This is a genomic window from Pseudomonas sp. AC463 (assembly GCF_979253585.1).
This window is the reverse complement of the sequence record NZ_CEEDDZ010000004.1, coordinates 216,478-242,862: the sequence shown is the minus strand read 5'-3', so window position 1 is coordinate 242,862 and position 26,385 is coordinate 216,478. Positions and strand designations below refer to the sequence as shown.

The 26,385-nt window shown below is 58.6% G+C and carries 29 protein-coding genes and 1 pseudogene; 2 read left to right on the top strand and 28 right to left on the bottom strand.

Features of this window, described 5'->3' with window-relative positions:
• Positions 1 to 215: 215 nt before the first annotated feature.
• Both AC0IYH_RS06840 and AC0IYH_RS06835 read right to left on the bottom strand, forming a co-directional pair.
• Complete coding sequence (locus tag AC0IYH_RS06840) at positions 216 to 1,178, bottom strand: ArdC family protein (RefSeq protein ID WP_471833519.1); 963 nt, start codon at positions 1,176 to 1,178, stop codon at positions 216 to 218.
• A gap of 137 nt (positions 1,179 to 1,315) precedes the next feature.
• Positions 1,316 to 1,645, bottom strand: a complete 330-nt coding sequence (locus AC0IYH_RS06835; RefSeq protein ID WP_471833517.1) for a hypothetical protein — start codon at positions 1,643 to 1,645, stop codon at positions 1,316 to 1,318.
• A gap of 453 nt (positions 1,646 to 2,098) precedes the next feature.
• Here AC0IYH_RS06835 and AC0IYH_RS06830 point away from each other — a divergent pair, with 453 nt between their 5' ends.
• The gene (locus AC0IYH_RS06830; RefSeq protein WP_471833515.1) at positions 2,099 to 2,497 is read left to right on the top strand and encodes a DUF3742 family protein; all 399 of its coding nucleotides are present in this window, start codon (positions 2,099 to 2,101) and stop codon (positions 2,495 to 2,497) included.
• On the opposite strand, the gene AC0IYH_RS06825 is transcribed toward AC0IYH_RS06830, so the two are convergent.
• The 5 genes from AC0IYH_RS06825 to AC0IYH_RS06805 all read right to left on the bottom strand — a co-directional run bounded on the left by AC0IYH_RS06825 (position 2,486) and on the right by AC0IYH_RS06805 (position 7,047).
• Entirely contained in the window at positions 2,486 to 4,027 is a 1,542-nt protein-coding gene (locus AC0IYH_RS06825) for a conjugal transfer protein TraG N-terminal domain-containing protein (RefSeq protein WP_471833513.1), read from the bottom strand. The two genes, AC0IYH_RS06830 and AC0IYH_RS06825, sit on opposite strands and share 12 nt — an antisense overlap.
• 11 nt (positions 4,028 to 4,038) lie before the next feature.
• Positions 4,039 to 4,347, bottom strand: a complete 309-nt coding sequence (locus tag AC0IYH_RS06820; protein WP_471833512.1) for a hypothetical protein — start codon at positions 4,345 to 4,347, stop codon at positions 4,039 to 4,041.
• Positions 4,348 to 4,351: 4 nt separating this feature from the next.
• Positions 4,352 to 5,734 (bottom strand): integrating conjugative element protein, encoded by a 1,383-nt coding sequence (locus tag AC0IYH_RS06815; RefSeq protein ID WP_471833510.1) that lies wholly within the window; start codon positions 5,732 to 5,734, stop codon positions 4,352 to 4,354.
• Entirely contained in the window at positions 5,731 to 6,687 is a 957-nt protein-coding gene (locus tag AC0IYH_RS06810) for a TIGR03756 family integrating conjugative element protein (RefSeq protein ID WP_471833509.1), read from the bottom strand. Before AC0IYH_RS06810 ends, AC0IYH_RS06815 begins: the two co-directional genes overlap by 4 nt.
• A gap of 105 nt (positions 6,688 to 6,792) precedes the next feature.
• Positions 6,793 to 7,047, bottom strand: coding sequence for a helix-turn-helix domain-containing protein (locus AC0IYH_RS06805; protein ID WP_471833507.1), 255 nt, complete (start codon positions 7,045 to 7,047; stop codon positions 6,793 to 6,795).
• A 168-nt stretch (positions 7,048 to 7,215) separates the two neighbouring features.
• On the opposite strand from AC0IYH_RS06805, the gene AC0IYH_RS06800 reads away from it, so the two are divergent.
• On the top strand, positions 7,216 to 7,473 hold the full coding sequence (locus tag AC0IYH_RS06800) for a LasR-specific antiactivator QslA (protein ID WP_471833505.1): 258 nt from the start codon (positions 7,216 to 7,218) through the stop codon (positions 7,471 to 7,473).
• Positions 7,474 to 7,514: 41 nt separating this feature from the next.
• On the opposite strand, the gene AC0IYH_RS06795 is transcribed toward AC0IYH_RS06800, so the two are convergent.
• The 21 genes and pseudogenes from AC0IYH_RS06795 to AC0IYH_RS06695 form a co-directional block, all read right to left on the bottom strand.
• A complete protein-coding gene (locus tag AC0IYH_RS06795) occupies positions 7,515 to 10,268 on the bottom strand; it encodes a conjugative transfer ATPase (protein ID WP_471833504.1) in 2,754 nt (917 codons plus the stop codon).
• Complete coding sequence (locus tag AC0IYH_RS06790) at positions 10,268 to 10,684, bottom strand: TIGR03751 family conjugal transfer lipoprotein (protein ID WP_471833503.1); 417 nt, start codon at positions 10,682 to 10,684, stop codon at positions 10,268 to 10,270. The genes AC0IYH_RS06795 and AC0IYH_RS06790 overlap by 1 nt, the downstream gene beginning before the upstream one ends.
• Positions 10,647 to 12,161 carry a TIGR03752 family integrating conjugative element protein gene (locus AC0IYH_RS06785; RefSeq protein WP_471833502.1) on the bottom strand — a complete coding sequence of 505 codons (1,515 nt, stop codon included), beginning with the start codon at positions 12,159 to 12,161 and terminating at the stop codon, positions 10,647 to 10,649. The genes AC0IYH_RS06790 and AC0IYH_RS06785 overlap by 38 nt, the downstream gene beginning before the upstream one ends.
• Positions 12,151 to 12,963: a TIGR03749 family integrating conjugative element protein gene (locus AC0IYH_RS06780; protein WP_471833500.1), complete on the bottom strand. Its 813-nt coding sequence runs from the start codon at positions 12,961 to 12,963 to the stop codon at positions 12,151 to 12,153. The genes AC0IYH_RS06785 and AC0IYH_RS06780 overlap by 11 nt, the downstream gene beginning before the upstream one ends.
• Positions 12,960 to 13,601 carry a PFL_4703 family integrating conjugative element protein gene (locus AC0IYH_RS06775; protein WP_471833498.1) on the bottom strand — a complete coding sequence of 214 codons (642 nt, stop codon included), beginning with the start codon at positions 13,599 to 13,601 and terminating at the stop codon, positions 12,960 to 12,962. Before AC0IYH_RS06775 ends, AC0IYH_RS06780 begins: the two co-directional genes overlap by 4 nt.
• Positions 13,598 to 14,011, bottom strand: coding sequence for a TIGR03750 family conjugal transfer protein (locus tag AC0IYH_RS06770; protein WP_463573255.1), 414 nt, complete (start codon positions 14,009 to 14,011; stop codon positions 13,598 to 13,600). Before AC0IYH_RS06770 ends, AC0IYH_RS06775 begins: the two co-directional genes overlap by 4 nt.
• Positions 14,012 to 14,018: 7 nt before the next feature.
• A complete protein-coding gene (locus AC0IYH_RS06765; protein ID WP_471833496.1) occupies positions 14,019 to 14,390 on the bottom strand; it encodes a TIGR03745 family integrating conjugative element membrane protein in 372 nt (123 codons plus the stop codon).
• Positions 14,391 to 14,407: 17 nt separating this feature from the next.
• Complete coding sequence (locus tag AC0IYH_RS06760) at positions 14,408 to 14,647, bottom strand: TIGR03758 family integrating conjugative element protein (RefSeq protein WP_471833494.1); 240 nt, start codon at positions 14,645 to 14,647, stop codon at positions 14,408 to 14,410.
• A 2-nt stretch (positions 14,648 to 14,649) separates the two neighbouring features.
• Entirely contained in the window at positions 14,650 to 14,976 is a 327-nt protein-coding gene (locus AC0IYH_RS06755) for an integrative conjugative element protein, RAQPRD family (RefSeq protein WP_471833492.1), read from the bottom strand.
• A gap of 178 nt (positions 14,977 to 15,154) precedes the next feature.
• On the bottom strand, positions 15,155 to 15,886 hold the full coding sequence (locus AC0IYH_RS06750) for a TIGR03747 family integrating conjugative element membrane protein (RefSeq protein WP_471833490.1): 732 nt from the start codon (positions 15,884 to 15,886) through the stop codon (positions 15,155 to 15,157).
• A gap of 89 nt (positions 15,887 to 15,975) precedes the next feature.
• Entirely contained in the window at positions 15,976 to 18,081 is a 2,106-nt protein-coding gene (gene traD, locus AC0IYH_RS06745) for a type IV conjugative transfer system coupling protein TraD (RefSeq protein ID WP_471833488.1), read from the bottom strand.
• A gap of 9 nt (positions 18,082 to 18,090) precedes the next feature.
• Positions 18,091 to 18,606, bottom strand: a complete 516-nt coding sequence (locus AC0IYH_RS06740) for an integrating conjugative element protein (protein ID WP_471833487.1) — start codon at positions 18,604 to 18,606, stop codon at positions 18,091 to 18,093.
• Entirely contained in the window at positions 18,603 to 19,151 is a 549-nt protein-coding gene (locus AC0IYH_RS06735; protein ID WP_471833485.1) for a lysozyme family protein, read from the bottom strand. Before AC0IYH_RS06735 ends, AC0IYH_RS06740 begins: the two co-directional genes overlap by 4 nt.
• Positions 19,133 to 19,852, bottom strand: a complete 720-nt coding sequence (locus tag AC0IYH_RS06730) for a TIGR03759 family integrating conjugative element protein (RefSeq protein ID WP_471833483.1) — start codon at positions 19,850 to 19,852, stop codon at positions 19,133 to 19,135. Before AC0IYH_RS06730 ends, AC0IYH_RS06735 begins: the two co-directional genes overlap by 19 nt.
• Before the next feature lie 9 nt (positions 19,853 to 19,861).
• On the bottom strand, positions 19,862 to 20,533 hold the full coding sequence (locus tag AC0IYH_RS06725) for a chemotaxis protein (protein ID WP_471833481.1): 672 nt from the start codon (positions 20,531 to 20,533) through the stop codon (positions 19,862 to 19,864).
• On the bottom strand, positions 20,530 to 21,072 hold the full coding sequence (gene pilL2 / locus AC0IYH_RS06720) for a PFGI-1 class ICE element type IV pilus protein PilL2 (RefSeq protein ID WP_471833480.1): 543 nt from the start codon (positions 21,070 to 21,072) through the stop codon (positions 20,530 to 20,532). Before pilL2 ends, AC0IYH_RS06725 begins: the two co-directional genes overlap by 4 nt.
• A gap of 109 nt (positions 21,073 to 21,181) precedes the next feature.
• A complete protein-coding gene (locus AC0IYH_RS06715) occupies positions 21,182 to 21,928 on the bottom strand; it encodes a DUF5983 family protein (protein WP_471833478.1) in 747 nt (248 codons plus the stop codon).
• 52 nt (positions 21,929 to 21,980) lie between these two features.
• A complete protein-coding gene (radC, locus tag AC0IYH_RS06710; protein WP_471833476.1) occupies positions 21,981 to 22,475 on the bottom strand; it encodes a RadC family protein in 495 nt (164 codons plus the stop codon).
• 100 nt (positions 22,476 to 22,575) lie between these two features.
• Positions 22,576 to 22,828 (bottom strand): annotated as a pseudogene (locus AC0IYH_RS06705) (hypothetical protein).
• A 71-nt stretch (positions 22,829 to 22,899) separates the two neighbouring features.
• Positions 22,900 to 23,433 carry an STY4534 family ICE replication protein gene (locus tag AC0IYH_RS06700; RefSeq protein WP_471833474.1) on the bottom strand — a complete coding sequence of 178 codons (534 nt, stop codon included), beginning with the start codon at positions 23,431 to 23,433 and terminating at the stop codon, positions 22,900 to 22,902.
• Positions 23,434 to 24,373: 940 nt separating this feature from the next.
• Positions 24,374 to 26,341: a DNA topoisomerase III gene (locus AC0IYH_RS06695; protein ID WP_471833472.1), complete on the bottom strand. Its 1,968-nt coding sequence runs from the start codon at positions 26,339 to 26,341 to the stop codon at positions 24,374 to 24,376.
• Positions 26,342 to 26,385 lie beyond the last annotated feature (44 nt).

Here is a 26,385-nt window from a genome sequence, read left to right as displayed (position 1 = left end):
ACGCTGCTTGCAACGGATTGATTATTAACTGAGCAATACTGTTCATCGCACCTGTATGGCGTTTGAACTGCGCATCCAAGAACACTTCCTTGGGCGTGATCATCTCTGTCAACGTGCCACGCCGGGAGGTCAAGGGCTATCTGGAGGCAAAAAAAGGCCCAACTTGCGTCGGGCCCGGTGAAGCATGTAGCCGTGAGTCTCAGCATAGCTAAAGATCAAACGTCGTCGTTCATGCATGACGGGTCATCCAGGACCGCTTGCTCCAATTGCTGCTCCAAATTACGCAAGTACTCCGAAGCGCATCGGGCCTGACCACTGGCGCGAAAAATCGCACGCTTGTCTGCCTTGAGCAAGCTGAGCCAGGACTCAATGTAACCCTCATGGCGCAGCTCTCCCTGAATACCGCAATGAGCGCACAAGAATGCGGCGCCCATTTCGGCCACCAGTTCTTCGAAGGCATAGCCAGGCGTACCGAATGGGCTAGGGGAGACCACCCCTTCGCGTTGCAGGCGCGAGTGATGTCCACTCCAGTGCGATAGTTCATGCAGGGCTGTGGCGTAGTACCCACCCTCGTCGTGAAATTGCGCTTTTGTCGGCAGTTGGATCAGATCCCTGATCGGGTGGTAAAAGGCTTCGTCGGCAGGCCGATGAACGATTTTTGCACCAGAACTCAACAGCAGATTTTCCGCAAAGTTGTTGGCGTGGAAGGGATCGCTCTGTTCAGTTTCGAGCAGTGTTTCATTGAAAGCTTCGAGTCCCTCCGTTTGCTCGATGTTGAACAGAAAATGTGTCTTGAGAATGCCGAAGTGAGCGACCTTGGGCTGACCGTTTTCATCGAGTACGGGTTGGCCTGACTCGGTCTGTTCTTCGCGCTCCACCGGCTTGTAGAGAACTGCCAGGGTACTGTGCTCACCCTTACGGATGTGCCCCCCGGCTTTTTTTGCTTGGTTGAAGGTCAGCCAACGATCTTGGCTGAATCCCTGCAGTCGGGCCTCGGCCCAAAGCAACGGTAGGTTGATTCCCGAATAGGGGCGATGCGTGATGGCGTTGATGGGGTAGGGTTGGTGACGACCGTTGTGAGATGAGTTGGTAGACGTCCAAGGTTTGATCCAGGGGGCGACGCCTTGGTCTAACGCGGTAACGATCTTGTCAGTGACGTCTTGGTAGATATCGCGCATGGCAATTTCCTCGAGGGAAAAACGAGGAACGCCTTGCCCGTCGGGGGAGCGTTCCCCGGTGGGTGATGGGCTGGATTGATGCAGGTCTTGCATGCCGTCCAAATGTGAGTGTGCAGGTTGAGTCCGACCGTATGTATTTAGCGCCGGTGCTCGCCTGCAAGCGCTATCAGCAAGGCACTAGGCTGGTCCGGTTCTTGGAGTAGGCTGAGGCTCAGTTGAAGTATTGGGTCATGGTGTGGATGACCCGTTGGTGCGACTTGGACTACCTCGAACAGCACGTAGGGTTCGTGTAAGTGGGCCAGGTGGGCTGCGAAGGCCGCGCGTAATACGCTGCTTAGCCGGTCAACCTGTAGCCTCTCAGGATGATTTGAGCGCTCGAGCAGTACCGCGGTTTGCCAAGCGCCAGGGGTTAATACAATCGGCAACTGAAGGGGCTTCAGTGCTTCAAGTGTGAGTGAGTCGTACATGGTGTACCTCCGTTGGAAGCGCGAAGAAACCTGTCCCGTGCGGGAAAGAATTTCCCCGCAGTGGGTTGAAGAAAACAAGGTTTGTCTCGCGAGCAGCGCTCGACAGGTGTTCAGGAGAGAAGTTGGCGTTCATCACCGCGATGCGGTCATCGTGCGAGCTACCGAACGCTAATCGCACTTTGGGGGAAACCATCACTGGAGTGACGTAGTCTCGAAGGTTCTGACTACCTGGGCAGGGTGCTGTCTATAACCGCTATCCGTACCTTGTATTTAGCTGAGCTACGTATGCAGATCAATAGCCTCAACGAGGGTGACAAACGAGGTGGGTCTGCTGAGTTTCAGAGTGGCTTTTTCGGCGAAACGAACTGATAAACGGTCAAGCACCGTCAGCTTCTAGTAGTAGGCTAGTACTGCCATATCAACCATGAAAACGCTCATAAAGAGGGCGGGGCCATGCCGACCCAACACCACGATCAAGTCTCGCGAGCCCACCGCCGGGCATACGCCTGTGGCAAGTCGATAAAGCGTGGTTATCGCAAGGTGATAGCCTTCGAGATGCGTGTGGCCGAGCGTGCGGCAGTGGGAGGTATTCCAGCAGGAAAACTGCTGGTGCGCGGTAGTTTTCTGGCTGCCAAGTGGGCTCTGCTGGTAGTGTTGTTTTTTGTCAGCGCTTGGTTGTTTGCTTTCATTTTGATGCTGCTGGCTGTAATCACTTTGTTATGGTTCCGGACTTTTATTGGTTCCGATCATCAGGAGGAAAACTCTGGGCCAGACTATCTAGGTGCTGATCTCTATACTGGTGATTTTGACGACAACGGGCACTACATAGGCGACTGCAAGTCATCTGATTGAGCGCTTAGCAGCACTCAGTATTTGATCTGTACCCTTGCTCGCTGAATCACTTGCTGCTTTGCTACCGTTCGCTAACATACCTTGAATCCCGTTACCGACTGAATATCCAGCCCAGCTCATTGCTCCTAGAAACAGCATGGGCAGCACGATGAACATCGCCCCCATCACATACTCGATCACCTGTGCCGTGACCGTTCCATCCATAAATCCGGATGTTGGCAGCGACAACAGCACCTGATTGGAACTTGATACCTGGTTGTACAGGGTGTCGAGCATGCTGGAGTCGACCCAGCGAGCAAGCTCCCACCAGAAACTCAGCATGTGCAGCGTGAACAGCGCGAACGTCACGGTCATGACAGTTTTCAGTTGGTAGGTACTGGCCAACAGAATTAACGGCAAGCTGATGATGACGCCCATGATCAGGAAGGCCTGCACCATCGGCAGGGCGGCGCGTAGTGCATTCATCGCCGGGAAGTTGCTGAAGGAGCCCAGGGCCAACCCGGTGTTGGTGGCAAGATTGTTGAGCCCCTGATTGATCGAGCCACCACGGGCGCTGGAGCCATAGTCCTGGTACACCTGTCCGGGCGACATGGACATCGATTGCTGGCGCGGACTGACCAATTCGCGCAGGGTGGCATCCTCGATCTCATTGCTCGATCGGCTAGTCAACCAACCTTTCAGAAGAGTCAGCAACGAAGGATCGACCTGATCGATCAACCGCTCGCGCAACCCGATACCGCTGTCGCTCCACCACTGCTTGCAAGTGGGGTAGCCCGCGCCATTCTCTAGCCGAGGCAAGGCAACATCACGGCTTTCGTCATACAGCCAGCTGACTCGCGGCGTATGTGAGCGATCCGTATCGTAGTAGCCAGAGGTGTCGAGCAGATAGTTAGAGCCAATCCAGGAGGCATCGTGACTTTGTGCTTTGTCCAACTGCGGACGGTTGGTGAACAGCCGAGAGCGGGAATAGCCATAGCAGTCACGAGTGAAGTCGGCGACTTCCTGCAGCAGCACCTGGCTGTCGATGCGCGAGCTGTCGATCTCCATGCGCATCTGCCGAATATCCGGTGCGCAGGGGATGGAGGCGGTGGCCGCCGCGGTCACGCCTTTGCTCAAGGCATGCACCAGAAACCACCAAATCGGCACATTGGCAGAGCGTTCGCCAATGGTATTGAAGGTGGCCCCCCAGGCCGTTTCCGCCGGCTTGGCCACACTCACGCCGCAGCGCTGGCTCGCCGCATCATCGAACGCCATTGAGCTGAGGCTCAACGGAAAGACCGGCGCGCAGCCGAACAAGACGACGATGTAGGCCAGCCACAACCGGTTCTCGATTCGTGGCACCGAGAGTAGTCCCTTGTTACCTTCATCTGCGCCTTGCTGACGGGCCGACAGCCATTCCTGCAGGATGATCGCGCCGAAGGGCGCGGCGAACAGTCCGGTATCGGACAGTACGCTCCAAATGCCGTTGTTGATGATCCAGCCTAGCAAGGAGAGGTAAAACTCCAGGTAGCTATTGGTGCTCATGAGCATGGTGGGTGACCTCACAGTCGGGTGAGTTCGACGCAGGTAAAGAGCACGAGCCCTAATGTCCCGATGCGTTTCACACGCAGTCGATCCTGTTGTCGATGTCGGTAACGCCGAAGCAGGTCCCACCAGAGCGCAAAGAGGGCGCCGTAGAGCAGGGCACGCCACCACCGCAGATAGGGCCGCGCGGATTCCAATGCCTGCTGCCAGACCTCGAAGCTGCCCAGCGCAGTGCGGCCAATCCAGGCGACCAGTGCGGCGGTCAGGATCATCGCCGCGGCTATCCCCATGCTCGAAAGTAAAGTGAATAGCGGTGAGCGTTTCATGGATTCACTTCCGTCTGGCGTCAGCGTCATTCAGTCGACCGGGCTCGGGGTCGCCTTGCCCGATGGTGCGTGATGCATCCGCACCACCGGCATGCCGATCGAGCACCAGGCTGGCGGTATTGGTAGCCAGCATCTGCCGGACCTGCAGTTCGGTCTGTAGCAGGCGTATTTCACGCTCCAGAGCGTCGATGTTTTTCGTCAAGGCGGTTTGGGCCGGCTCGGCGGAGGCGATGTTCGGTTCGTGACTGCCCGCCAGTAGCGTGCGAAATAGCAGCAGCGCTTTGTCGAGCACACTGGACAGGGCCGTCTCGCTGGCCAGGCGCCGCGCCAACAGATCCTGGTCGGGATCATCGCGCAGGGCTTCAACCACCCCCCGGGTCACCGGCAGCATCGAACTGGAAGCTTTAGTCAGGTTGTCAGGGGTAGGTGGTAGTGACCCAGACAGCAGCCCTTGCAGCGCTTTCAATCGTTCGCTGTAGGCCTCCTGGATCAGCGGTGTCAATCCGCTGCCAGCGGTCGCACGCAGGGTTTCGCAGCTGTCGCAGGTCGCAACTTCGCTCTCGCCCAACACGCGAACGGCCCATTCGGCTTCCTCCTGGGGCGAGGTCCATGCCTGGCAAATAGCGCCACCCAGGCAATCACTGCTACTGATCGAGGTACTGTCATCCACTGTCCGGTTATGCAGCAGGTTGTAGCCCGCACGCACCACGTCGGAGGTCACCCGAATGGGCGTCTGCCCATTACCACCGGCCTTCGAGCCGCCGACCCAGGACACCCCATTGTTGCCGTTATGGGTCTCGGTGTTTTTCACCGCAGCCACCGCATCACCGCCGGTTTGCTCCAGATTGCCCTGCATTTCTAGGTTCTTGGCCAGCGCGCCCCAGCCGGCTTGACCTACCTTGTCGGCCATCTTCTCGGCCATGGCCTGGCAGGTCAGTTTGGAGCGATCAAAATCGATGCGCCCCTGCATCACCCCGTTGCTCAGCAACTCATAGAGACCGGGGTTGGCGCGCTGGATGATCAACGCTGGCAGCGACATCACGGCTTGGGTCGCGTTTTGCACGATGCTGCCCATGATCTGCTGGAAACCTTCGGTCACACCGTTCAACTGGTTTTGCAGGGTGTTGGTGAGGCTCATATTTCCGCACATCATGTTCGCTCGCCAGGACCCGCCGACACCGAGACCACTGGGTCGGTAGAGCGAGCTCGGTGAGCCGACTGCCGAGCCGCCACCGATGGTGTACATCACTCGGTCGTCGAGCACCTCGCCTTGAGTGCCCAGGCGGTAATCGCCTTCGGCGGCGTGGGTATGCGTGGCCATGGCGAGCAGTCCGCAGAGCAACAGACTCATCACGCCCAACCATGGTCGTGCGAGAAGCCGACTCATGAAGCACCTCCTTCGAAGTCGATGCTGAACAGAAAGGTCTGCCCCTCACGTTTGCAGCAGCTATAGGGACGCCACAGCGACCAGGCGTAGCCGCCATCCGAGCTCTGTACCGGCTCGCTGGGGAAGATGGCGCACGTGGCTTGGATCTGGGGGGAGAGCAATTGCCACTTGTGGGTTGTCGCGTCGTTTTCAACGATCGGGCCAGGCGGCCAGTAGCCGTCGCGATTGGCGGGGGTGAGGGGTAAGTACACATGCGGCTGCCAGTTACGGGTAACCACGTCGCCGGCCCGTTGCGCCATGACGGCGGCGGCCTTGAAGTCATTGAGCTGTACCAGAAAACCCTGACGGGGATAAACGTTGCCCCACATGTTTCCTGAAGCTTGACGACCGATTTCACGTACGCCTGGCATAAGGGATTCGGGATACAAACTTTCTGGGATGCCATGTCGCCAGGCCAGCGAGTCCAAGGTGCTCAGGTAGTAGGGCATGAACGCGATAGCGCCGCTGGCGCAGGCATAGCCGGACTGCGAAGCCAGTTGCGTGGCGGCCCAGCCACCGGGATGACCAATGCCATCAACGTTTTTGAAGCGGGGTAGATTGTCGCGGCGGGTGTTCGGGGTGATTAGGTTGCCGCCACCTTCCGCACCGCGGATGGGGGAAGAGAGGGTGGCCATCTCGGCCCAGGGATTATTCCCGGTGGTGGTGTAGCTCGAGACCACCAGTTCAGGAATGAAATGACGAACATTGGTCGAGGTTTTGACGATGCAGCCGAAGGGCGTGCAAAGGAGCCAGAAGCAAATGCCGACGACTCTGTATTCAAGACAGTTTGGTGACAGCACGGAGGACATGATGCTGCCGGTATCCAGCGCCATACTCGGGCCGCATGTCAGCAGGAAGCTGAGCACCAAGGGCCGTAGCTTTGTGGGTTGGATGGACGAGCAAGCAACAGGCATGATCCAGGCTCTCGGTGTAGGGCCTGGGCAGGTTCCGTTACGGACTGAGGACTGTCAGTGGAAATTATGAAGGCGGATCTATCGGATTTGTGAGCCGTAAGACTATTATTTGACGTGAAGGGCGCTGCGCAGGGTCTCGGGATCTGCAAGTAGCTGATCTGTGGTGATTTCGAGAGTATTGGCCAGCTTGCATAGGACCAGCAGCGACGGATTGCCGGTGCATCGTTCGATTTGACTGACGTAGGTGCGATCCACCTCGGCCATGAGCGCCAACTGCTCTTGGGTAAGGTCCTTCACGCGTCGCATCAAGCGGATGTTTTCCGCCAACTGTAGACGGAGCTGTTCGTAGTCTTGAGCCATGCGCGCAAATTGCGCCTTGAGGGACTCTCAATCCACGGGATATAGTCTACATTGGTATTGATTTAGCCAATTTAATGTTCATGGCTGTTTTCGAGCGTTCATTTGGTTTTGTTAAGTTTTTTGAAGCTGGGCCCAGTGTCTAACAATAAATCAGAATCTAGGGTGTGTATGAACGAAAACTATATTTCAATTCCTGCAGCGGACGGTTGCTCAGGTCTTCTGACACCGTGGGGCAGCGAATTTGCTCCGATGATCGAACGTGGCGTGCAATGCGCTGAGGCGTGGCTTGATAAACCCGGCGAGATTCCGCTGTGGTGGGAGCTGGTGCAAAATCGCAAGACCTTTCCTGTCGGTGACTGCCAGGATGCCTTCGAAGCGGGATTCTTGTTGAGGATTCAGCAGCGGCTCCGGGGCGCAGTGCAATAACCTGTCGCTCGCTTTAGAGCGCGATACCTGAATAGATTCCTCTATGTGGATTCTATTCCTCGTGCTCTATCGATCTGTTCAGCTACCCGGTAAGCCGCCTCCAACTCTGAGCAACCGTTCTCCTGCATCAGCGTCCAGCGCTCGGCCTTTTCCTCTGGCTCCGTCATGGCCAGGGCGAGATAAAGACTGGGTGGCACGGCTCGAAACAATGTATCGAGCTTCTTCGACAGCACCACTCCTTCGGTGTATTTGCCCGGCTCCTTACTGGCGGAGAGGAGCAAGGCTTTCTGTGCCGGCGTGAGTTTCTTGAAACGTGCGATTTCTTCGATTTCCGCCGGCGGCATGTTTAAACAAATCCACCATTCGATCATGTTGAGCATGGTCTGCGCGGCAGTGGGAAAGTCGGCAAGGTTTTGCGTGGCCAACCAGAACCAGGCACCCAGCTTGCGCCACATCTTCGTGCCCTTGACCACGAATGGCGCCAGTAATGGGTTCTTGGTGATGATATGGCCCTCGTCGGTAACCATGATAATCGGTCGGCCCAGGTACTGGTCGCGCTCGGCAAGGTTGTTCACGGTGTTCATCAGGCTGATGTAGCTGATGGAAATCTGGGCCTCATAGCCTTCGCGAGCGTAAGTGGCAAGATCGACAATGGTCACATCGCTCTCGGGCCAAGGCGTGCCCTTACGATCGAACAGTTCACCCTCGAAACCCTGGCAAAAAAGGTCGATGGACTCGCCCATTTCCTGGGCACGCTCACGACGTTTCTCCGGTAAGTGCATGTCGGCAGCGACGCCCAGCAACGCGTCGCGTACGTCGCGGGTCAATACCTGGCGACCCGCCGCGACACAGGTCTGTGCTGCATCCAGGATACACTCACGAATCAGGCTGCGGTCGGCCCGGCTCAGCCGGGCTTCTTCCTTGGCTTCGCCGCCGGTGATCATCAGCCGGGTGGTGATTTCCAGTTCGCCGAGAACATCACGCTGGTTCTCGCGACTGGCTACCGACTCATCGTCCAGCTCATCGATCGACAGACTCGCGACCTGATCCGGCTGCTCGACCAGGCGCCAAGCATCGGCGAACGGGGCGAGACTGACCGAGGCGCCAGGTTTCAATTGGACCTTGTTGACCGACAGGCCCTGTGTCGCGAAGTAGTCACCCTGCAAGCCGAATGAGTTACCGGCCTCGACGATAAACAGGCGAGGGCGGTACACGGCCATGACCTGCATCAGCAGGCTGACCAGGGTGGCCGACTTGCCGGCGCCGGTCGGGCCGAACAACAGCAGGTGGCCGTTCATGGCCCGGTCCAGGCGTGACAGCGGATCGAAGCTCAACGGCGAACCACCACGGTTGAACAGGGTGATACCCGGATGCCCGGTGCCGGTGCTGCGACCCCAGACCGGCACCAGATTCGCCAGGTGCTGGACGAACATCAGGCGGGTGTACCAGTTGCGCGGGTCGCGGGCCGGGTTGTAAGCCATTGGCAAGCAGCGCAGGTAACTGTTGCAGGCGGCGACTTCATCGCCTTCGCGTACCGGTTGCAGGCCCGCGCCTAGCAGTGCGTTGGCCAGGCTGACCGAGCGCTGGTGCAGTTGTTGTTCATCTTGACCACGCACGTAGAACGCCAGCGTGCCGCGGTACAGCTTGTGCTGGCGACCGATGATCGCGCGAGCCTCTTCGACATCCTGGCGGGTCTGGGTCGAGGCCAGGTTTTCACCGATGGATTTGCGAGCCAGACGGTTCAACTGATCCTCAAGCACGTCCTGCGGTTTGACCACCAGGGTCAGACTCATCACCGTGCCTTCAGGCAACTGATCGAACAGCGCATTGACGGCATCGCCCTTGCGGGTTTCGCCAGTGAGTTGGCCAATCAATGGTGCCCGGCGCAGTTTGTCCACCACCATGACCCGATGGGGTTGATCGTCGAAGTACCAGAGTCCGTGCTGTACATCCGAGCGGGGCTCATTGAAGAACAGCCGCTCGGCGAAGTCGTGATCGAAAGGCAGTTCCAGCGACTCGCCATCGCCCGACTCCGGATAGGCCACACGTTGGTAGAACTCCTCGGGCGCTTCATCGGTGAGCCTGGGCGCCGGATTGAACCAGGGCAATAACCAGGCATACAGGCCGCGGCCATCGACTCGCGCCGATTGCACCCCGCACGCCTGCAGCGAGGCGCCAATCCGTTCGCAAGTCTGTTGCAGGGATTGCGCCGGGGTGAGCCCCGTCTCCTCAGCGTCAGACTCAAGCCAGCGATACACCACCAGGTGCACCCGCCGGTTATTGCCACGCCAAGGCAGGCGAGTGACCACCTTGTCTTCGAACAGTCCGCCGGGCTTGGCGATGGCCTTGAGATGGCGGCGGCTGAGTTCCAGGTACGCCTCAGTGAAGGCCGTCCCTCGTGCGCTATCCCGAATGTAGGCGGTGAGCCGGCTCAGGTAAGGGGTGAAGTCGTTGTCATCCTGACAGAAAAACTGCGCCACCCAGGGCGCTTGATCCAGTTCATCGAAACTGTCCTGCAGGGCATCTTCGAGGGCATCGCGGGCCGCCATCAGCCAATCAGGTTCGCGCCCTTCGGTACCTATGGGCAGCAACTCGAACACGGCACCCACCGAGCGATTGTCATCCAGCAGAAAGCACTGCTCGGTATCGAGGTGCTCGACCCACGGCAGATGGTCGGTGAAGCTGGGATTGTGCGCGTAGAGCGCGGCTTCATCGACTACGGTCGCGCGAGGGCGTAAAGGGTTGCGCCAGGCTTTCCAGGCGTGAGCGCTGTTGCTCGAATCACCGCTACGCACTACAAGTCTTCCTGCCGTTCACCGGGCAGCGCGTACTGCACGCGCTGGTAAAACGGTAAGACGGTCGAGTAACCCGGGACCGGTACCTGCTCGGCACCACTCAAATGCGGATACACGTACAGCACCAGATCGGGATTGGGCAGGCGAGGGAACAAATTGTGGATTTCGTTCGTCGCTGTGCGCGTGTAGGGTTCCTGAAGAGACGCGGAGAAATCTGCCTGAGCCAGCGGGCGGCGTAGCTGCTGTCGAGCATCCAGCAGTTGCTGCTGTGTGCCTTGCGAACCGGCGCCGTTCCAGATGTCCAACATGGTTTGCTCACCATGGGGCAAAAGCGTGTCCTTGTCGGTGGAACACCCCGCCAGGACCAAGCAGAGCACGCTAATCCAGGTCAGACAGAGATGCTTGGTCTTTTTCATGGCGAACGCTCCGGCCCTTGGGCTCGTAGTCGATGGTGATCTCATGGTCGAGGTGCAGCGCGACCTGTGCGGCCGGGGGCACGTACACAGCAGCAAAAGTCTCGCCATACAGTTTGTTGACCCACTCGCGAATGTCGCTGACCCCACCGCTGAGGATTGAATTCAGCGCGCTATTGCTCGTGCTGTTGGTGACTCCGATGGCACTGCTGCCCGAGCTGATCACGCTGCTGTTGTTCTGCTCACTCCCGAGCAAGGCCGCTACACCGGCGCCGGCCGCCGTGATTAGGCTCTGGCTGCCGAGGTACTGCTGGGCGTTCGAGCGGCGCTCACCGGCGATGCATGGAATGCCATATGGATCGGACAGGTAACCGAGTCCACCACGGATCTTGTCGGTGTTCGAGCTCTGGCTGGAGGAGGCAATGCGGCTGGCGACCGCCTTCGGCTGAGGCAACGTGCGGATGGTGCCGTCGGTAAATACAAAGGTGATTGACTCGACCTGTCCGCGTACGCAGGACAGGGTCCAGTCACCGGACGCCGTGCCACTCATCACGGCACCCGCAACGTCCGGCAGGTCGATGCCGTTGGCAGTCAGGTTCTCGGGGCCGACCAGCACCTTGAAGGGATAGGGATCATTCACGGTGCCGTCCACCGGAACTCGGCCGATCAGCGCGGTCATGGCGATTGAGCCCATCAGCGTGGCGTTTTCAGGGATCGTGTAAACCGGCTTCGCGCCTTCGGTACGATCAACGGATCGCGTCAGGTCACGCTCACGCTGGGTGACTGCAGGCAGCTGTTTCTGGCTACGATCAATGGCGTTGTCGTTCAAGCCTTCCAGTGAGTTGAAGGCGGTAGGCAGACTCAGTGCGGAGGACGCCTTGGCTTTGCCTAGGGCGTCGGTGACCGGAGCGTCCGAGGGCTCAATCCACTGCAGTGCATCATTGGCGGAATGCTGCCCGTCAAACTGAGCACCGTCGCCCGGCTCAAGCCCCAATCCGATCGGCATGTCCTTGCCTTTGCCGGTCAGCCCCGACAACTGTTCCTGCAATTGCGTCAGCAGACCGCGAGCCTGACGACTGTCTTGTTCCGCTTTGAGTCGGGCCTCGTTGGCCTGGCGGCGGCCTTCGTCGACCTGCTGGGTCACGCTGCCAAACGCCGTCTGGATCCGCGAATCGACACTGCTTTCGCGCTCGCGCAGGCGGTTGTTCTCCGTCTGCAGTGAATCGTTGTGTTTCTTCAACCCGAGCATGTCGCTGCGCATGGCCTTCACCTGCCCGACCAGGGTGGCGACCGTGTCGCGTGGGGTATCGCCAGCAATGCCGAGCGACTTGGCTTGCTCGGCGGATAACTTAATGTTGCCCTGATCAACTGGGTGCTCTGGAGAGGGAGTACTACCCGCGACCCAGGTTTTCAGGATGATAAACACCACGGCCAGCAGCGCAGCCGGTACCAGCCATTTGAGCAATGCGTTAGCCTTCATCGTCAGCACCTCGCGCAACGGGCGGGAGCAGCACGGCTTGTTCGAGGCCAGCACCGCGGGTGACGAGGTAGGCAATCGTGGTGTCTTCAGCGCTGCCGACAGGCCCGAGGAAAGCATGCTGGAAGGCTGCGGCGAACAGTTTGGCCTGAAGCCGACGCGGATCGAGTTGCACCGTCGCTGAACCACGATTGCGCAACTTCACCGCCGTCACCCAATAATCACCGAGTCGCCAGGTGGCGATCGGTCTGCTGGAGACGTTTTCGGTCGGTAGCAGCGTTGGCAGTTCGGTGTGAAGCTTGAGCGGGACGCGTCGTACACCGGGCAGGGACTCCACGGTGCGCAGAGGCGCGTACAGGCTCTGCGCGGCGTAGCGCGTCAAAGCGACCGGGATCGGCGTGCGTTCTGGAATCGGGACGGTGCTGGATTCAGCCTCGGTAGCTTGCACCTGAGCATTCTTGAGAATACGCACAGGCTCCAGCGGTTGATCACCGGGAGTGGCCGCGATATCCAGCAGGATGATCTCGCCCGTCGCGACCGATTGCAGTTGCAGTCGGGTCGGTGCAATGGCTTCCGACGCGCGCAGGTACAGCGTGCCGCCGGTTGATTGCACGCGCAGCTTGCCGGTCAGGGTTGAGGGCATACCGACTCGGACATCTTCATCGACAAAGACCACCCGCTCCTGATTGATCACCAGCGGGACCGCCAGGGGAAGGCGTTCCCAGTGCATCAGCTCGACGGCCTGCGCCGCAACTCCCCATAGCATCAGTACGACGGTGAGTCCCAGGGTAGAAATCCGCTTCATGACTCACCTCCAGGCAGGGAGATCTTTTGCGGCGTGCCCTGATAACAATCCAGTGCCAGTCCCCATTTATTGCGTTCGGGGTCCAGATCAAAACGCACCACCCGTAATGGATAACGCACCACCACCCGTTTCACCGGTTCGGCGGCGTAATACTCATCGGCGTTGAGGTCGAGTTTGACCAGCCAGCTGTCGCTATCGAGTTGCTTGACCCTGAGTTCGGGATCTTCGCTGTAGCCTCGGCCCAGAATTTCGTAGACGCCACGTACCCGCTGGCGCAGTTCGCCGGCGGCCTTGCGGTACTCGTAGTCGCCATCGAGGAAGGCCTTGCAGGAGGGTGTCAGGTACGACTGCAAGCCATAGATGGCGCGGCGATAATCTTGCTCGCCATCCGTAGGCCAGCGATTGAGCTGACCAAAGATGTACAGGGCAAAGGCATACACATTCTCTGAAGGGATATCCCACCACTTGCGCGTGCTGCCCGAGCGCAGATCTGGCGGTACATGCACGGTCAGATCGGTCGGTGCCGAGCGCCAGCCAAACCAGAGACCGGCACAGATCAGGGCAAGCACCATTACCGCCAGACGCAGGCTGAAGATATGGGCCTGTTGGGCGTCCACCTTGTTCCGAAAACGACTCATGGTTGCCACCGGGACAGGGCAGGGCGCAGTCGACGGGAACGGCGAACTGTCCAGGCGCCGGAGTGGAGAATCAAACTTTTGCGACCCAGGTGCCAACGGCTGGCGAGTATCCATTCGAGCTTGCGGTACAACCAAGTCTCGGGGCGGGCTCGTTTGGCTCGGCGCACTAGCGTGCCGCCGGCAAATAATACCAGTGCCATGCCCGCGATCATGCTGGTCGGTGCCACAGCAATGGAGGCGGTGGCGATCGCCAGAGGAACGCCCAGCAGCAGGCCGATGAGTGCGCCGGCACCGAGCGCCACCCACATCTCATCATTGGTCAAACCGCGCAGTACGGCAGGATCACGATTGAGTCGCTCAGGCAGAAAGACCAGCGTGCCGTCGGCAAGGCGTTCGATAGTGTCGTTCATGTCGACCTCACAAAATTGCGGCGGCCTTGGTCAGGAACCAGATGATGATCACCACCAACAGGGCACCGATGCCGACCACAGCGCCGAGGTCTTTCCAAGTCTTGCGCTGATTTTGCACGTCGGCATACACGGTCAGTGAGTGCCAGGCCACGCCGAGAAACGCGAGCAGGGCGATTAGCAGGCCGAGCAGGATGCCTCCGTCGTAGGCGTAGTTTTTGATCGTCTCAATCAAACCTGAGCCTTCGCCCCGGGAAGGAGCCTCCATGGTCGGGAGTTCGGCAAAGGCCAGGCTTGGGCCGAGCAACAACAGCAGGCCAATCAGGCGCTGGTTGGTGCGATCACGCAGGTTGTTTTTCAGCGGGACAAAGCACTTGAACATGACGACGATCTCCGGGATTAGGACAGAGTGAAAAACATCAGCACCAGCAAGGTGAGCAGCACGCGGGCAGCGCTGCCACCAACCGCGCCGAAGCGCACACTGCCTGTCGCCCATCCCCGGTAAGCGGTCCACATCACCCACGTACACCAGAGCAACGCCAAGACCAAAACCAGGGAAATCCACAGCGTCGAACTGCTCTGCGGCGAGAAACCGGAGGCGTTTTGGAAGGCCGATGTCTGAGCGTCAGTCATGCTCATGGCTAGGGCTTCGCGCACTGAGTGTCGAGACGGTAGTCGCCGGCCAGCTCACCGGGATCTCGGGGCTGGGCGCGGGAGGGGGATAGATAGTTCTGCACACCTTGGCGAATGCGTTGGATATCCAGGGTCAGGCGGGGATAATCGAAGCGATAGCGCTCGTCGGCTTCTGATGCACGGGTGGCTTCGGCACGAGAGGCTAGATGTTCGATAGTGTCGAGTTGCTGCTGGATTAGGCTGAGCTGATCCTGCTCATGAGCAGAGGCGGCATAACTGCTGCCATCGACGATAGCTAGCGAGAGGAGTGAACAGCGAACGAAGTTAATTGGCATGATGCTGGCCCATGTGGATCTGGAGACAGAATCAAGTCAGAGGTCGAATCATTCAGTAAGAAACCTGAGGTTTAATGAATCACTTTTTTTGGGGAGTGTCTGGATGAACTAGAGGCCGCCTAGAAAGACAGGTCGATTCATTCTTTGGGGGCGCGTATCTGCAAGTGGTATGCGGTTGTCAAAGGTACTTCTTGAATGTCGCGGCGGTGATTGCCGTTGTTACCCCAAGCATTGCGGCGCACGGTACAAAAATAACCAGCGGGTTGAGCGAAAAGGGCAGTGATAGGTAAACAATCCACGGCACAATCAGCAGTGGTATCACCGCTCGTTTAGCACGGTGGTAGACAAAACTGCTTTCTCTTCCTGCTCCAAATTTGCGCAGGTCGCGCCGCATCAAACCGTCAACCAAACCGGTGAACATAGCCAGTAAAAATAAGGGCGTCGCCATGGCCAAAATGGTCAGACGCACCACGAAGGTGAAGGTGACATACACCGCTGCCAACACAAAATCCTCGATGCTCACGTAGAACTGGTTGATCCAGCTCCAAAAGCCGGTGCCCCGACCTGACGCCCGTGCCTGCTGGGCAAAGTCTGCAAAGCCCGTCTTGACCAGCAGCCACTGATTGAGAAAATCCAGCCACTGGAAGATTGCTTGCCTGGGTTGCTGGATGATAAGTGACGATTTGAAATGCTCGCTCAGCCAGCCCAGTTCGCTGGTCAGCATAGCCTGACTGTGCCGCCAACCCTGATCGCCCCAGAACAGCAGTAGGCCGGCAAACTCGATCAGGATCGAGAACAGTAACGAGGCGATCAGCAATCCGATAATGCGCAGGGTCAGGCTGATCGCCGAGACGATCAATCCTGGACGCTGGATCGGTTGTGGTGGTGTATTTTGTGTGGGCGTCGCCATCTTTCACTCCGTCGCGCGCCACAAGCGAATGTCGTCACGACGCCTTCTGAATGTGTTTTTTCTGAGCCGCAACTGAGGTCGGGGCAGGGTTACCCCACCTGATCCAGATTGAAGTCAATGGTTGGTCCACCCCCGCTCGCACTCCACCATTGCCCCGCTTGCTCGTTGTAGGCCGCCCGCATCCGCTGAGTCAGCTCCTGCAGGTCCTTGGGCATGGCATCGTCGTTGGAGGGTTTAGGTAACGGCATTCGTACCTTCCAGAGTTGCCCTCCGGCCTGGAAGGAGAACATTTGCCCCTTGGGTAGACTGACAATGTGCGCAGGCTCGATCAACGGCACGCTGGTGCTGCTGACGCGGTCCTGCGAAGACGAGGTGAAGTCGGTATTGGCCTGAGGATCGGAAGTGTCGGTGGCGCCGGAGACCGGGGTTTTAGTCAGTACATTGACCTTGGGCAACTGTTGGGTGAGCAACTCGGCAGTGGCGGTCTCGCGTACGCGGAGCATCTGCAGGGTGTTGAAGTTGCCAATGACTTGGCCGGCTTTGGCGCGGTTACCAATGCGCGCTTCGATATCGCTGAGGGTCTGGGTGTAGGCCGTCACCTGAATGCCGGCGCCGCCGCCTTTGTTGATCAGCGGAATGAACTCATCGCCCATCAATTCGTTGAACTCATCGGCATGCAGGTTGATGGGCAGTTTTTCTGTGCTGCTACTCCCTGTCGGTAGTCCCTGATCAATGCCGTGCTTGTAGATGTGCCCGGCGACCGAGACCAGATCCGCAAACATGGAATTGCCTACCGCCGCGGCAACCTCGGCATCGGTCAGCGCGTCCAGGCCGACATAGACGATGCCGCGTTTGCGGATGATCTGCATCCAGTCGAAGATCGGCCGCGGGTCATCCAGGTCGGTGTAGTTGGGAGCCAGTAATTGAGCGGTCTTGCCGGTGGTGAGTTTCTCCAGCAGCGGCAGCAGCGAAGCGACGATCTTGTCGAAATAGGTCCGGTCATACCGCACCGCCGAGCGCAGTCCATCCAGCACTGGATCAAATACTCGTTTTGCTGCCAGGTATTGCTCGATGGCCACCACGCGCTTTTCGCGTCCCACCATATGTCGCGGAGTGTTCTTCTCGTTAAGTTTGCCTTCGATCTGAACGATAACTTCCCATGCTTTTGCGTCAGTTTTGGCAAAAAACTGCTGGGCGTATTCGATGAACAGTGCATCGATGTTGACCACGTGCCGTTGGATCTGCAGGTAGTCCGGCCGCCGGCCCAGTTCGATCAGGGCGCGGGCGATGATGTTGACAAAGCGCCAGGCGAATTCCCGGAAGGCTGCGGAGTTGCCTTCGCCGCTGAGCTGTCCGGCGATGCGCGATGCTACCTCCGAGATACGCCCGAAACGTCCCAAAGCGTTGTAGCGTGCAGAGATCTCCGGCCAACCCAGATGGAAGACGTAGAACTCTTTTTCCCGGCCGGCCCGTCGCGCTTCGACATACATGCGCTTGAGTAAGTCGGCATCGCCCTTGGGATCGAAGGCGATCACCACCTCGTGTTCTATGCGGTGGATATCCTGGGTGATATACACCTCGGCCAATCGCGTCTTGCCGACACGCGTGGTGCCCAGTACTAGCGTATGTCCAACCCGTTCACCCAATGGCAGGCTGACTTCCATCTCATCCGGCTCGACCCCATGCAGCAGCGGTGAGCCACCTACCGGTGGCAACGGACGTACTGGGTTGAAGACACTGTCCCAGGCCGTGATACGCGCCAAGGTTGAGAGTGGAAACGGTGCATGCTCCAGGTGGTGCTCGAGTCCACGCGCCAGACGGTAGTGAGTCGATGGATCGACATAGCGGGCGACGGCTGGATCTTGGGCCTCGACCAAGCGCTGAGTGTGTAGGCGGGACCAACGAAAACCGCGGCCCATGAACAGACGCTTGCGGCTGACGGGAATCTGCCGACTGGTCAGTTCGTAGCGGGGCAATCGGCGGATATTGCGGCGATAACGCAGCACGTCCCAGGCCTGGCGCAACCGGATAAAGCCGAACAATGCATAGGCCAGCGCCGCGATCCGGCCAATCTCGGGTGACAGGGCCACGGCCCAGGGAGAATACAGGCAGAGTGTCGCAGCTGCGATGCAGATCGCGACGGTGTAGAGCTCCACTGCTGGCCGGAGTTTGGACTCCATCACGTGCTCGGTCATGGACTGGACTCACTGTTCCAGCGAGGTGGCGGTGACCAAGACGGGGTAGTGCTCGATCTGTAACCGGGTGGCGATGTCGTTACCGTTGACCGGCAGGATGGTGATGCCCGGAGCCGCTGCTCGGATCCGGGACAGAGCTTTGATATCGGCGACTTCGACGGCCAGGCCGGCCGCGCCCATTCCGCGCAATTTAGCAGCGTGTTGGTGCAGCCAGGCCAGCGACTGGGAGTCGTCACCTACCAGAAAGAACGGCTTTAAGCCCGGCATGTTCAGCGATCGAGGCGTGATCTGGCCAGGACTCAACCGGGAACTGCTGACCGGCAGTATCCAGGCCTCATCGGCAAATGCGGACAGGTCTGCATGAATGGGCCGATCGGACGGGACACGGTCATTCAACCGAGCTCCCGAGACTGGAAGGTAGGGGTGAGCGAAATCGTCATGCAGACCATCGATGGCGGCCAGCTCCGCCTGGACGAAAGGTGCCAAGAGCAAGATGGAATAACAGGTAAGGGAGACTCGCTTCATGGTGGTGTGACCTGCTTGAAGGAAGCCAGCAGCCGTTCGAGTTGCTGGGAAAAGCCGGCGCGGTAGCGCGTGGCCGGCGTACCTCCCGCCGGACGGTGATAGCGCCCGGCAGCCAACACCCAATCGCCGGTGGCGGTGTGATGCTCACGCAGCAGCGCGGCGGTAACGGCGAGATTTCGGTAGGGGTCGAGGGATTCGCAGGGGCTGGAGAAACGTTGTCCGTGGTAACCCAGGTTGGTTTGCCCGAGCCCGGCATCGACTCGCTTGGCGTCATGTTGGGCGAGCGCCTGAAGCAAGGCGTGGCACGCCGCTTGGCGGGTAGCGAAGCGGTAGGGTGTTCCGGCGATGTTCAGCGTCCAGGGCCAGGGCAGCAGCCGACCACGGACGCGGACACCACTCTCCTGCAAGGCGATGGCGAACAGCACCACCGAGGGTATGTCGGCGCCATGCGCCGCCAATTGGTAGGCCGGTGGCGGCAGCTCGTCAGCATGAGCCGCGAGCATCACCAGCATGAGGATAAGACCACTCAATCTAAGCGCTGCCATTGTCCATTCACCTGTTGGAAAGTGGCGGGCAGTGGCCCCGGCGCGCCGAGGCTGAACCAGTGGCCGCGGTAATGGTTCAGGGTGATCTGCCGGCGTTGAACCCGGGCCGCGTCGATACCCGCTTGCCGAGCCCAGGAGCGGACGCGCTCATCCTCGCCTTGGCTGCCCACCAGGTAGATATCGAACGCGGCGTCGCTACTTTGCAGGCGCTGTGCTTCGGCAATACACGGTTGGCATTGGTCCTCAACGAACAGGACTGGGCGGGGCGCGACAGATGAACTGGCAGGGGATGGGGATGCCATGCCTTGGATTGGGAACAGTCCGGGAAACAGCTTGGCCCAGGCGGCGGTGTAAGCCTGTTGATAGGCCAGTTCGCGTTCGGCGCGTTTGGCCTCCAGCGTGACCTGCAGTTCGGCATAGCGCTGGCGCTCCTGATCGGTCTGGGCCTCGACCCCCAGTGCCGTCAACGGATCGAGATTCGGACTCCAGATGCCGCGTGGACCCGCTTGGATTTGTTCGAAGCGTGACCATTCCTGTTCGGTCAATCCCCAACTCGCAGCCTGTTTCGTGTGGGAGTGCTTCAGAGGAATGGACTGCGTGTCTTGGGTCTGCGAGCGGGTCGTATCGGTATCTCCCACCGCAGAACCAATGGCAATCACGGACGAGAGGCAGAACACGGGTAGCAGTAGGGTTCTGTTCATGATGATTTCTCAAGGCAACTGCACGGTCTGGTCGGGATGCGCGACCACCGCGAAGATGGCTGAGGTTGGTTCCAGCGCTTTCAAGCGCCAGGTGCCAGTCTGCTCGCCGTCATGCAGCAGTCGAACATCGACGAGCGAGTGACTGTCATGAGGGGCGATCACCAAGAAGCGCTCACCCCCGCGGGACTCGACACCCAACACAGAGAATGGTGGCGAGAGTAGGGCGGGCTGGGGGCGAGCGGTCTTTTTCGGTTTGGCAGTAGAAGGAGTCAGTGATGGCGCTGAAGGCTTGGACTTGAGGTCCAGGAGCTGTTGCTCGAGCTGCTCAAGACGTGCGCGTAGCGCCGTCATGTCTGCCTTGGTGGCACGGGCTACCAGACCGTCGCGCAGTTCCTGTATCTCTTGTGCCCACCGATCCAGCATGGGGTCGAGGGTATTGGCTTGTTGCTCGCCGGTATCGACCATCTGTCTCAGGTCTTTTAATGCGAACTGCAGCTTTTCCTGCGCGTCCTTGAGGGCACTGGAGTCACGTTGCAGGGTGTCCAGGGTCTGTAGGTGTTGGGTACTGGTGTTTTGTAGTTCGGCCATGCGCTGAGACTGGTTATACAAACCGCCGCTCAGCCCGACCATCGCGAGGCAAAGGAGCCCAATGATGAGGGTTTGAAACGTCGAGGCTTTCATGGGTGCGCCTCCATCGGAGGGGACGGGGCGGGCGTGATCGGCGTGGCGCTGGTATCCGCTTTTCTCTGTTCGAAGCAAACCGAGCGGTCGACGTCATTAACCGTGAGTTGCCAGGCCGGGCCGGACAGTACCTGTAGGGCGTTGCGCAAAGGGATTGGACCCAGCCGGTAATGGGCCGCCGGCAGGGGGCGGCTGAAGAGTACTGTCACTGGCGCAGCGTCTGGGCAGAGCGAATAACCCGAGCGCAGCAACACATAGTGCAGTGCATACTGCACCGAAGGACTAAGGTTGGACGGAATACTTACGTCGATGATTTGGGCGAGCAGGTCCCGTTGCTCCGTGGTCGGCGCGGTGCTGACCAGCGTATAGCGACCATAGCGGATCTCTGGCTGATGACTGCCTTCGGTAGCGTCAATCGAGGACTTGACACGACTGGGACCAGTATTGAGCGTTGGGTTGAGCTGCGATGTATTGGGGGCTTGCGCAGTGCAGGCGCTCAGTACGCCTAGCAGGCAGACCAGCGTGAAAAAACGGCCCATGGAAAGATCCTCATGTCAGATTCAGTGCAGAACCTGACATGAGGGAAGGGGGGATTCAGTGAGAAAATCGATTCAGGGAAGGCCGTTTAAAACAGCACTTTTCATGTTGCTATTCATCAAAAGCGGCGAGCCCTGACAAGACGGCAGCATCGGGATCGAAGATCAACAATCGCACATCCGCCAACGCCGCCAGGTACAGCACCTTGACCAAGGCTTCCGGCGTGCCAGCATCGAGTTGTTCTTGTTTCAGGTTTGAATAAGGCTTGTCCTCAATGTTCAGCAGATTCTCGTCTGTCCAAGGTGTGCCGATCAGCTTGCAACCGATGCCATCGCAATCTGGCAACGTGAAAAGTTCGAACAACAGACCGGTTTGCTTGGGAGTAGAGTTGCCTACCGACGCCTTCAGATAACACATCGCTTCCTCGGGAAGATGTGCGGTGCTGATCTCCCAGGCTCGACTGTAATGCCCTGTTTCGAAGCGCAAACGATGGATCACGGAGTGGGCTTCTTCCAGGGAGTACACGTCGCCAAGGTGATACTGCTCGTGGAGTATTTCGCCAATCACCGCGTAGATCACTTGGCGAACCAACCCGGTGGACTGGCAGCGTTCATCCCATTCATCCGGAATGGATTGGCTTTCGCTGATCAAGGCGAAATCATCATTGAATACGCAGGGGAACAGTTGCAGTTCATCATCGGGCAGATGGGCTTGCGATTGGTGCAACGGGCGAAAGCAGGGTGGGCAGTCGTCCTCGTAAGTGATCAGTAACAGTCGATCGACATGCAGGTTATCGTAGCCGCGAGCAAATGGATTTGAGCTCGTCAGCAAGGTTGAGGTTTGGTGAATGGGCTTCATGAGCGTTCTCCAGAATGGCAATAAATGAGGCGCCCGAAGGCGCCTGTGAGGGTTAAAGCCAGCCGTATTCGGCCATGGACAGCGGACGACCTTTGCCCACGATGAAGTGGTCCAGTACACGCACTTCTATCAACGCCAAAGCCTCTTTCAGTCGGACGGTCAAGACGCGATCTGCCTGACTGGGTTCGGTGCAACCGGAGGGGTGGTTGTGAACAAAAATGGCACCTGCGGCGTTATTCGCCATGGAACGCTTAACCACTTGGCGGGGGTAAACGCTGGCGCCATCAATGCCGCCGTGAAAGAGGACTTCGAACGTAAGCACCCGGTGTTTGGCGTCGAGAAAGATGACACCGAAAACTTCATGCTCTTGCTGCGCAAGCTGCAATTTTAGGAAAGAAGCCACGCTGTCAGGAGAGTTCAGATCGGGGCCGCGAGTGAACAACCGACGATCCAGGATATGCAGCGCTTCTTCGATCACTCGGTTTTCTTGGGCGATACGATCAGCCTCGAAATCCGCGGTTTCAATCAGTGTGAGTTGGGTGCTCATGGTGGTACCTCCGAATAGGATTATCAGGAGGCGCACACCCAAGGGGAGTGGTATCCCCTGGTGGGTATAAAGTCGCTGGTGTGAGTGGATGTGGCGTTGTTTACAGCCGAGTAAATTGGTGGCGTTGACCGTGTAGGGGCGAACCACAGCCATCACAGGGCAGCGGAGAAAAGGCTTTTATTCCCCAGCCGGACTCGGGGTTGAAGTCGGCGCTGATGGGCAGTAACCGAACCAGTCCGTGTTGGATAGTGGCGTTTATCGACTTCATCCGCCGTGTGGTGGAGCGAGAGCGTGCTGTAGTCTTCGTATGCGGCGGCGAACTGGCAGTCGTCGCAAAGCCAGAAGGATTCCATGAGGGTTCTCCTGTGCAGGTTGAAGAAAAGGCGCTCGGGGGAGCGCCTTGGTGAGGGATCTGATGAACCGCTCAGGCGGACTGAGCGGCGCGTGGAGAGGGTTGAGCTTTGGGCTCGTTTTCCTCCGCTTCGGCATCAACCGACGTTTGGGATGACTGATTGTTCGGCGCTTGCTCAGCAGGTGCTGTTACTTCCTGCCTGGCGGGCGCTTTGTACTCGAGCGTACCGTTGACCTTGATCCAGTCAATGAACAACAGACGACCTTTCAGGCTGGCGCCCGGTTGGCCTTGTTTATCGCCTTTCTCGTAGAGAAAGGGATCGATCCACAGATCGCTGATACGAAACGACAGCAGCACCTTTTTCTCGGCGTTGACGGCGTCCATATAGAGACGAATCAAGCGTTCAGCTTCGCCTCCGGCGACCTTGCAATCGAAGCGGGTGTATTCCACCGCATCGGTAGCACCGTGCAGGGCTGCAATATCGCAAGCCATGAACGGCCGTCCGCGGCGAACTTGAACTTCACGCACACGGTTGAGATAGCCGATACCGACAGTGTGCAAATTGAAGTAAGTGGTCGCTTCTTGGGGTTGGTTGGCGTGGGCCATGGTGGTTCTCCTGTTTCAAGGAAAAACGGCGACGCACAATCCCTGACGGGGAAGTGAGTCCCCGTCAGGGTGGGTAAGGCAAAGATCAGCAATGAACTACCCGCCATCGGCAAACCGATGACGAGCAGGACGATGGGTCTAGGGGAGAAGCGGCACAGCAGAAGAGCGTCCGCGGTAGTGGTCCGCAGGCAGGGGGTAGTGGGCATTCATCACCGCTGAAGCGGTAACCGTGCGAGCTTCCGAACGCTGATCGCACTTGGGTAAACCACCACGAGCGTGGCGTAGCCTTGAAGGTTCCGGCTACCTGGGCTGGGCTGTCAACGACAGCGAACCACACCCTTTCTATAAGCCTGTCAAAGGGGAGCGTCAAGACGCTGCAACCCGATTTTTTACACCCGGAATACAGTGGCAATCACTGGAATGAAATAAATGAAGAGTGGGCCTGGCGGAGCGCCAGGCGCGGAAGAGAACAGCCACCTTTGACGGTCATACGCAGTGAAAAGCTCCTCGCAAAGCGTGCTCCACTGCGTGACGATTCGCCAACCGACCCTTGTCGTGGCCTGGATCGGAACATGCTGGCACGCATCCGCGCACAAAGGGTGCCCAGTGTTTCTCCGGCGGGCTCCGGAGTTGAATACGATCGCCGAAGCGGATGACCACTGCTGTCTCTGAACGGCAGCAGTGGTCATCCGCTGCCACGATCAGCAACGCATGAGGTAGGAACGTTATTCCATGAGGAGAAGGCTCCGCACTCTACGAGTCCGACCGAGCTACCCGGAGCTAATCGGTCTTGGGTCGCCATTGGCGATCAACCGGAGGTACTACAGCAGGGAGTGTGTGACAGCGTCAAGTCAGAGGCCAACACCTATTTGCTGTAGAGATGAGCGGCCAGTTGTTCAACTGATTCCCCAAAAGCAATCCTGACTTATTAGGCGGCGCATCATTTGCAATGCGTCTCTTTTTTGATGGGTAAAGTCCCCTTGCAGGCCGGGTACTGGGAGCATGACCAGAACGGCCCTGATTTCCCCTTACGTCTGCGCATTGAGGTGTTGCAAACAGGGCAGGTTGGGCCGGTCTCGACAGGCACCGCCAATGTGAGAGTCCCGCAGCGTTCAACCAATTGCGCAATCCAACCCGCTTGCTTGGCAATGAACGCATCGAGGGTCAGGCGTCCTGCTTCGATTTCGTCCAGGGCCTGTTCCCAAATTGCCGTCATACCCGGATCCGCGACCGCCGCAGGTACCGCCTCGATCAGGGTATGGGCAGCGGCTGAGGCCATTAAGGTGCGGTTTTTCTTTAGCAAATAACCACGATCGATCAAGCCCTTGATGATGTTGGCGCGCGTGGCTTCGGTACCAATACCGGTGGTGTCGCGAAGTTTTTGTTTCAGGCGTGGGTCGTTGATCAGCTTGGCCACGTTTTTCATGGCCTTGATCAGATCACCCTCGGTGAGTGGCTTGGGTGCGCTGGTACGCATGGCCTTGAGTTCTGCGTCGCTCACTGCACACGGTGTGCCCTGTTGTAACGTGGGTAATACCTGGGACTTTTGAGTGGGTTCATCGTCCTCAGCGGCGTCGTAGAGCAAGCCTTTCCAGCCTGGAATCAGGATCTGCTTGCCAACGGCCGCCAACTGCTGCCCACCGCACTCCAATTCAACCTGGGTTCGATCAAACTCATGATGCACAAGAAACTGTGCAAGGTAATGGCTACGGATCAGTTCGTAGACATTGCGCTCCTGTTCGGACATCCGCGAAAGGTTCGCCGGTTCGGTGGTGGGGATGATGCCGTGATGTGCCGTAACCTTCGAATCGTTCCACGCCCGTGACCGCAATGATCGATCGAGCGTTCCGAGTGCGGGTCGCAGTGCGGAATCCGTTCTGATCAGCGCCTCCAGTACCGCGGGCACCTCCTCGAACATACTCTCCGGCAAATAGCGGCAATCACTACGCGGATAGGTGGTCGCTTTGTGGGTTTCGTATAGGGCCTGGGCAATATTCAGGACTTCCTGAACGCCGAGCCCGAGCTTGCGCGAGCAGACTTCTTGCAGCGTACTCAGGTCGAAGGGAAGGGGGGCAGCTTCACGAAAACGTTCTGTCTTCAGAGAAATTACCGTGGCAACCTTGCCGCCGGTAATCGCTTGGATCGCCTGACCAGCAAGTGCCTGCTGCAGGCAACGACCCGCCTCGTCTCGTCCCGATCTCGGCGGCAACCACGACGCGATGAATGGCTCCCCCATTGACGACAGTTGCACCTCCACGTCCCAATAGGGCACGGGGACGAAACTGGCAATCGCGCGGTCCCGATCGACCACCAGACGTAAAGTGGGTGTCTGGACGCGTCCAACCGACAGCACACCGTCGTAGCCCGCCCGCCGACCGAGGAGGGTAAACAACCGACTGAGATTCATGCCGATCAGCCAATCAGCGCGGCTGCGGGCGAGGGCTGAGTGGTAGAGCGGGAAGGTTTCCTGGCCGGACTTCAGCGAGGACAGTGCCTTACGAATGGACGCCTCATTGAGTGCGGATAACCAGAGGCGCTGAATGGGGCCTCGATACTTGCAGAGCTCCAATAACTCGCGGGCAATCATCTCGCCTTCACGGTCGGCGTCGGTTGCGATGACGACGCTGGAGGCTTCACTCAGCAGGCGTTTGATCACTTTGAATTGCGCTGCCGTTTTGGGTTTGACCTCGACTTGCCACTGCGTGGGAATGATCGGCAGATGATCCAGCGACCAGCGCTTGTGCTGCTCGCCATAAGCTTCGGGCGGGGCCGATTCGAGCAGGTGGCCAATGCACCAGGTGATGGTTGTCTCGGTGCCGAGTAGGCAACCATCGCTGCGCCGGGTGGCTCCGAGTACTTTGGCAATGTCTCGGCCCTGGGAAGGTTTCTCGCAGAGAAATAAACGCATAAAACTGCTCCGGATTGGGTCCGGAGCAGAGTGGGTGAAAACAG